This window comes from uncultured Azohydromonas sp. (assembly GCF_937926365.1).
GTDB lineage: Bacteria > Pseudomonadota > Gammaproteobacteria > Burkholderiales > Burkholderiaceae_C > Azohydromonas.
The window spans coordinates 24,171-30,981 of the sequence record NZ_CALAOH010000066.1 but is presented as its reverse complement, the minus strand read 5'-3'; the positions used below and the strand labels follow the sequence as shown (position 1 = coordinate 30,981).

The following is a 6,811-nucleotide window of genomic DNA, read 5'->3' as shown; positions in this document are numbered from 1 at the left end:
CGCGGTGCCCTGCGTCCGCACGGCCTGGGCCACGCCGTCGAGGAAGGCCTCGTCCAGCGCGCCGCCGCCCAGCAGCGGCAGCACCCGCGCCGGCACGGCGGAAGCTTCGACGGCCGGTGCCTGCGCAACGGCCTCGGCCGGGGCGGCGGAGACGCGCAGGCCCGCCAGCGAGGCGCTGGCGGCCAGGGCCTGGAGCACGGAGCGGCGGCCGTTCATTGCTTTGCTCCTTGCGCGGCCTGGGCCGGCGTCGCGGCCAGGTATTCGCCCAGTGCCTGCAGCGTGGCGTCGTCGATGTCCGAGACGCGGAAGGCCGGCATGGCGTTTCGGCCGCTGCGCGCCATGGCGACGTAGAAGGCCGCGGGCAGGTTGCGGCCGGTGATCACGGGGCCGATGCCGGTCTCGTGGCAACGGGCGCACACCTGGGCGTAGAAGCGCTGGGCACGGGCCTGGGTTTCCATCGAGGAGGGTGCGGGCTGCGCGAGCACGCTGCCGCCGAGCAGCAGGCCCAGCAGGGGAAGCAGGCGGTGCCCGCGGGGAAGGCGTCGATCCATCAGGGTCTCCGGTTCTGGACGAAGGCGCGCAGGAACCCGGAGCCCGGGGCTGTCTCCTTCGTGTCGTTGGCGGCCGGTCGTTGCTGCCGGCCTCGGGACCCATTTCGCAAGCACGGTGCCAGAACGCGTCCAAACCCATATGCCGTTTTGAATCAATGACTTGAGTCAAACGTTGGGTGCTTGAGATTGATCAACCAGACACCACTTGATCAATAATTGATGATCAATTCATGACCATGATGAAATGAAAACGCCTGTTCCCCGCCTGCGCCTGAGCCAGTTGCGGCCCGGTGACGCGCTCACCGATGCGGACCTGGACGCCGGCGCCAGCCCTACCGTGCGCGAGCTGTCGGAGAGCCTGCGTTTCTCGCCCGGCGACGGCCGCATCTGGCTGGAGGACCAGCGCATGCTGCTGCTGCGTGCCACCACCTACGGCATGTTGCGGCGCGAGCTGATCGCCAGCACCGGCCAGGCGCAAGCGCGCTCGCTGTTCACGCGCGTGGGCTACAGCGCCGGCGCGCGCGACGCGGGCCTGGTGCGGCGCAACTGGCCCGATGGCAACCCCGCCAACGCCTTCGAGGCCGGCCCGCGCATGCACGCGCTCTCGGGCATGGTGCGGCCGCAGACGCTGCGCTTCGAGTTCGACATCGCGCGGGGCGAGTTCCATTCCGAGCACCTGTGGTTCGACTCGGTGGAGGACGACGAGCACATCGCCGCCTTCGGCATCGGCACCGAGCCGGCGTGCTGGATGCTGGTGGGCTACGCCAGCGGCTACGCCAGCGCCTTCATGGGCAAGCGGGTGCTGTTCCGCGAGGTGGAGTGCCGCTCCATGGGCCACGAGGTCTGCCGCATCGTGGGCAAGCCGGCGGACCAGTGGGACGACGCCGAGGAAGACCTGCGCTTCTTCGAACCCGAGGCCTCGGCGCAAAGCGTGCGGCGCCGGCTGCAGGTGGCGGTGCGGCCCGAGTTGCCCGAGGCCATGACGCAGGCCGAGCGCGAGGGCGAGCCCATCGGCATCTCGGCGGCCTTCAGCGCCGCGCGCCACCTCATCGAGCGCGTGGCGCCCACCACGGCCACCGTGCTCTTCACCGGCGCCTCGGGCGTGGGCAAGGAGCTCTTCGCGCGCACGCTGCACCGCATCAGCCCGCGCCATGGCCAACCCTTCGTCGCGCTCAACTGCGCGGCCATTCCCGACTCGCTGATCGAGGCCGAGCTCTTCGGCGTGGAGCGCGGCGCCTACACCGGCGCCAACGCCTCGCGGCCCGGGCGCTTCGAGCGCGCGCAGCGCGGCACGCTGTTCCTGGACGAGATCGCGTCGCTGAGCCTGGTGGCGCAGGGCAAGCTCTTGCGCGCGCTGCAGGAGCGCGTGATCGAGCGCGTGGGCGGCACGCGCGAGATCGCGGTGGACGTGCGCGTGGTGGCGGCCAGCAACGTGGACCTGCGCCAGGAAGTGGCGGCCGGGCGCTTCCGCGAGGACCTGCTGTTCCGCCTCAACGTGTTCCCCATCCAGCTGCCGCCGCTCAGGGAGCGGCGCGACGACATCCCGCTGCTGATGGAGGCCTTCCTGCGCCGCTACGGCGCGCTGCATGGGCGCCGGGTGCCGGGCTTCACGCCGCGCGCGGTGCGCACGCTGGTGCAGTACGACTTCCCCGGCAACGTGCGCGAACTGCAGAACCTGGTGGAGCGGGCGGTGATCCTGGCCAATCCGGACGAGCCCATCGATGTGCACCACCTCTTCCGCAGCGGCGAGGCGCCGGGCCACGGCGTGGGCCTCGATGAATCCGGCCACCTCGCCACGGCGGCTCCGGCCCAGGCCCCGAAGCCCTCGGCCGGGACGGACAAGGCCCGCTACGCGCAGGCGCTGCAGGAGGCCCGCTACAACGTGGCCGAGGCCGCGCGGGTGCTCGGCCTGACGCGGCCGCAGATGGCGTACCGGCTCAAGAAGCTTGGGCTGCTCTGAGCGTTACCTAGGGAAAGTACCAATCCCTCGCGGCGGCAGCGGCAAGGCGCCGGAGTGGGCCACCTTGCGCATCCCGCGCATGACATGCGCATGACGCAAGGCGCCATGCGCGCCACGCATGGGCCCATGCGTCATGCATGAAGCCCCGCCGCATCGTCATTGGACGCCCCAGGGGGCCGGTTCCTAAGCTCATGGCCATGGATTGAGCAACGAAAACGCGCGGCAGTTCCGCCGCGGCGAAGCCCGGACTCTCTCCCACCACAAGCCATGAGCACCCTCGCCATTGACACCGCAACCACCGCTGCCGCCTCCGTCACCCGCATCGAGCACGACCTGCTGGGCGAGCGCGCGGTGCCGGCCCAGGCCTACTACGGCGTGCACACGCTGCGGGCCGTGGAGAACTTCCCCATCACCGGCACGCCCATCTCCATCTACCCCGACCTGATCCACGCGCTGGCCTGCATCAAGGAAGCCGCCGCGCGCGCCAACCAGGATCTGGGCCTGCTCGATGCCACGCGCGCCGAGGCCATCGCCCGCGCCTGCCGCGAGCTGCGCGAGGGCCAGCTGCACGAGCACTTCGTGGTGGACGTGATCCAGGGCGGCGCCGGCACCTCGACCAACATGAACGCCAACGAGGTGATCGCCAACCGCGCGCTGGAGCTGCTGGGCCATGCCAAGGGCGAGTACCAGCACCTGAACCCCAACGACCACGTCAACCTCGGCCAGAGCACCAACGACGTGTACCCGACGGCGCTGCGGCTGGCGGCGCACTTCGGCATCCAGCGGCTGCTGGAAGCGATGGCCGTGCTGCGCCGCGCCTTCGAGCGCAAGGCGCTGGAGTTCGGCGACGTGCTCAAGATGGGCCGCACGCAACTGCAGGACGCGGTGCCGATGACGCTGGGCCAGGAGTTCTCCACCTACGCCACCATGCTGGGCGAGGACGAGCAGCGGCTGCGCGAGGCGGTGTTGCTGATGCACGAGATCAACCTGGGCGGCACGGCCATCGGCACCGGCATCACGGCGCATCCGGACTACGCGGTGCGGGTGCGCGAGCACCTGGCGGCCGTGACCGGCGTGCCGGTGCTGACGGCGCCCAACCTGGTCGAGGCCACGCAGGACTGCGGCGCCTTCGTGCAGCTCTCGGGCGTGCTCAAGCGCGTGGCGGTGAAGCTGTCCAAGACCTGCAACGACCTGCGGCTGCTCTCCAGCGGCCCGCGCGCCGGCCTGGGCGAGATCAACCTGCCGGCCATGCAGGCGGGCTCGTCGATCATGCCGGGCAAGGTGAACCCGGTGATCCCGGAGGTGGTGAACCAGATCGCCTTCGAGGTGATCGGCAACGACCTGACGGTGAGCTTCGCGGCCGAGGCCGGGCAGCTGCAGCTCAACGCCTTCGAGCCCATCATCGCCCACAGCCTGTTCAAGAGCGTGAACCACCTGCGCAACGGCTGCCTGACGCTGGCCGAGCGCTGCGTGGACGGCATCACCGCCAACCGCGAGCACCTGGCGGCCACGGTGCGCGACTCCATCGGCGTGGTCACGGCGCTCAACCCCTACATCGGCTACAAGCAGGCCACCGCCGTGGCGCGCGAGGCCCACGCCACGGGCGGCAGCGTCTACCGCATCGTGCTGGACAAGGGACTGCTGACGCAGGCGCAGCTCGACCACGTGCTGCGGCCCGAGGCACTGACGACGCCGCAGGTGTTCGAGCTGGCGGGGCGGTGAGGCGCAACGCGCACTTGAAATGGCCTGACAGCGGCCGTGAGCTGGAACGACTCGCCTGTTGATTCGTCATTCCCGCGCAGGCAGGAATGACGAAGCAGAGAGCGGCGCGCTTCGGCTCACGGCCAACGCCTGGCCATTCACGTCATTAGACGGTGCTTCCCTACGTCGCACCCACACAGAAGCCCGGCCTCGACCGGACTCACCTCTCCGGAGACACCCTTCCCCATGAAGAAAATGAACCCCCTGGTGCGCCAGATCATGGTGGCCATGGTCCTGGGCGTGGCCGTCGGCTGGGCCTGCCACGCCTGGGCTGCCGATGCCGCCGCGGCCAAGGACATCGCGCGCTACTTCGGCATCGTCACCGACATCTTCCTGCGCATGATCAAGATGATCGTGGCGCCGCTGGTCTTCGCCACGCTGGTGGCCGGCGTCGCGAGCATGGGCGACGTAAAGATGGTCGGCCGCGTCGGCACCAAGGCCCTCACCTGGTTCGTCACGGCCTCGCTGGTGTCGCTGGGCCTGGGCCTGGTGACCGTGAACCTGGTGCAGCCCGGCGCCGGCCTGGGCCTGCCCCTGCCCGATGCGGGCAGCAGCACCGGGCTGAAGACCTCGGCGCTCAACCTGGCCGACTTCATCACGCAGGTGTTCCCCACCAGCATCGCGCAGGCCATGGCGAGCAACGCCATCCTGCAGATCCTGGTGTTCTCGCTGTTCTTCGGCTTCGCCATCGCCGCGATGCCGCGCGACGCCACGGCCACGACGACCCGCTTCGTCGATGAGTTGGTAAGCATCATGCTCAAGCTCACCGACTTCGTCATGAAGTTCGCGCCGCTGGGCGTGTTCGCCGCCATCGCCTCCATCATCACCACGCAGGGCCTGGGCGTGCTGTGGACCTATGGCAAGTTCATCGGTGGCTTCTACGCCGGCCTGGCGCTGCTGTGGCTGCTCATGGTGCTGGCCGGGACGCTGGTGCTGGGCCCGACCGCCATGAAGCAGCTGCTGCGGCTGCTGCGCGAGCCGGTGCTGGTGGCCTTCTCCACCGCCAGCAGCGAGTCGGCCTACCCGAAGATGCTGGAGCAACTGGAGCGCTTCGGCGTGCGCCGGCGCATCGCCAGCTTCGTGCTGCCGCTGGGCTACTCCTTCAACCTGGACGGCTCGATGATGTACCAGGCCTTCGCCGCGATCTTCGTCGCGCAGGCCTTCGGCATCGAGATGTCGCTCACGGCGCAGGTCACGATGCTGCTGGTGCTGATGGTGTCGAGCAAGGGCATCGCCGGCGTGCCGCGCGCCTCGCTGGTGGTGGTGGCCGCGGTGCTGCCGATGTTCGGGCTGCCCGAGGCGGGGCTGCTGCTGATCATGGGCATCGACCAGTTCCTGGACATGGGCCGTACCGCCACCAACGTCATCGGCAACGGCATCGCCACCGCGATCGTGGCGAAGTGGGAGGGCAAGGCGTCCACGGCCGAGGACGAGGCCGAAGCGGCCGAACCGGCCCCGCAGGCTGCCCCAGCCCTCGGCGCCCAGCCGCTGGCAGGCTGAACCGGGCCGCTAGGATCGGGCCGGTTGCAACCCGCCGGAGAACTCCATGCGCACCGTCACGCTTCCCAACGGCACCGCCCTGCCCGCGCTGGGCCTGGGCACCTGGCACACCGGCGAGTCTCAACGCAGCCGCGCGGCGGAGGTGAAGGCGGTGCGCCTGGCCATCGAGCTGGGCGTGCGCCTGTTCGACACGGCCGAGATGTACGGCGAGGGCGGCGCCGAGGAGATGCTGGGCCAGGCGCTGGCCGAGGCGCTGCGCGCCGGCGACGTGCGGCGCGAGGAGCTGACCATCGTCAGCAAGGTCTATCCGCACAACGCCAGCCTCAAGGGCCTGCCGCAAGCTTGCGAGCGCAGCCTGCAGCGCCTGGGGCTGGAGCGCATCGACCTGTACCTGCTGCACTGGCCCGGCTCGCACCCGCTGCGCGACACGGTCGCGGCCTTCGAGGCGCTGCAGGCGCGCGGGCGCATCACGCACTGGGGCGTGAGCAACTTCGACACCGACGACATGAAGGCGTTGTGGCGCGTGCCCGGCGGCGAGGCCTGCGCGGTGAACCAGGTCTACTACTCGCTGTCGCAGCGCGGCATCGAGTTCGACCTGGTGCCGTGGCAACGGGCGCGCCGGGTGCCGCTGATGGCCTACTGCCCCATCGACCAGGGCGCGCTGGCGCTGGAGCCCGAGTTGAAGCCGCTGGCGCAGCGCGTGGGCGCCACGCCGGCGCAGCTCGCGCTGGCGTGGCTGCTGCAGCGCGGCGACGTGATCGCCATCCCCAAGGCGGTGCGCGAGTCGCACCTGCTAGAGAACGTGGCCGCCGCAACGATCGAGCTGGACGCGGCGACGCTGGCGGCGCTGGATGCGCTGTTCCCGCCGCCGCAGGGGAAAGAGGCGTTGGCGATCGTTTGAACGGAGACAATCCGGCGCCCACTTGAGGCGTTTTGGCCGGGCGAAGCAGGGCGCGAAGCCTCTGAGCCACCGGGATGCGCCCGGGACTGCTTTCCCTGGAAGGCAACGGCCAAGGGCCGGCTGACGGGGTAGCAAAAC

At 70.2% G+C, this 6,811-nt stretch carries 6 protein-coding genes; 4 read left to right on the top strand and 2 right to left on the bottom strand.

Features of this window, described 5'->3' with window-relative positions:
• Together Q0741_RS06970 and Q0741_RS06965 are read right to left on the bottom strand one after the other, a co-directional pair.
• A partial coding sequence (locus tag Q0741_RS06970; protein ID WP_298232475.1) for a hypothetical protein occupies nt 1-216 on the bottom strand: 216 nt, incomplete at its 3' end.
• Nucleotides 213-551, bottom strand: a complete 339-nt coding sequence (locus Q0741_RS06965; protein ID WP_298232474.1) for a cytochrome c — start codon at nt 549-551, stop codon at nt 213-215. The genes Q0741_RS06965 and Q0741_RS06970, both read right to left, overlap by 4 nt.
• A gap of 244 nt (nt 552-795) precedes the next feature.
• On the opposite strand from Q0741_RS06965, the gene Q0741_RS06960 reads away from it, so the two are divergent.
• The 4 genes from Q0741_RS06960 (at nt 796) to Q0741_RS06945 (ending at nt 6,673) form a co-directional block, all read left to right on the top strand.
• On the top strand, nt 796-2,511 hold the full coding sequence (locus tag Q0741_RS06960) for a sigma-54-dependent Fis family transcriptional regulator (protein ID WP_298232473.1): 1,716 nt from the start codon (nt 796-798) through the stop codon (nt 2,509-2,511).
• A 267-nt stretch (nt 2,512-2,778) separates the two neighbouring features.
• A complete protein-coding gene (gene aspA, locus Q0741_RS06955) occupies nt 2,779-4,233 on the top strand; it encodes an aspartate ammonia-lyase (RefSeq protein WP_298232472.1) in 1,455 nt (484 codons plus the stop codon).
• A gap of 225 nt (nt 4,234-4,458) precedes the next feature.
• Entirely contained in the window at nt 4,459-5,772 is a 1,314-nt protein-coding gene (locus tag Q0741_RS06950) for a dicarboxylate/amino acid:cation symporter (protein WP_298232471.1), read from the top strand.
• 46 nt (nt 5,773-5,818) lie between these two features.
• A complete protein-coding gene (locus Q0741_RS06945; protein ID WP_298232470.1) occupies nt 5,819-6,673 on the top strand; it encodes an aldo/keto reductase in 855 nt (284 codons plus the stop codon).
• Nucleotides 6,674-6,811 lie beyond the last annotated feature (138 nt).

Bases quoted from the DNA above. Each gene is read 5' to 3' on its own strand.
- Q0741_RS06950 (WP_298232471.1), top strand. From the start codon at position 4,459: ATGAAGAAAATGAACCCCCTGGTGCGCCAGATCATGGTGGCCATGGTC.
- Q0741_RS06960 (WP_298232473.1), top strand. From the start codon at position 796: ATGAAAACGCCTGTTCCCCGCCTGCGCCTGAGCCAGTTGCGGCCCGGT.
- Q0741_RS06965 (WP_298232474.1), bottom strand. From the start codon at position 551: ATGGATCGACGCCTTCCCCGCGGGCACCGCCTGCTTCCCCTGCTGGGC.
- Q0741_RS06945 (WP_298232470.1), top strand. From the start codon at position 5,819: ATGCGCACCGTCACGCTTCCCAACGGCACCGCCCTGCCCGCGCTGGGC.
- aspA (WP_298232472.1), top strand. From the start codon at position 2,779: ATGAGCACCCTCGCCATTGACACCGCAACCACCGCTGCCGCCTCCGTC.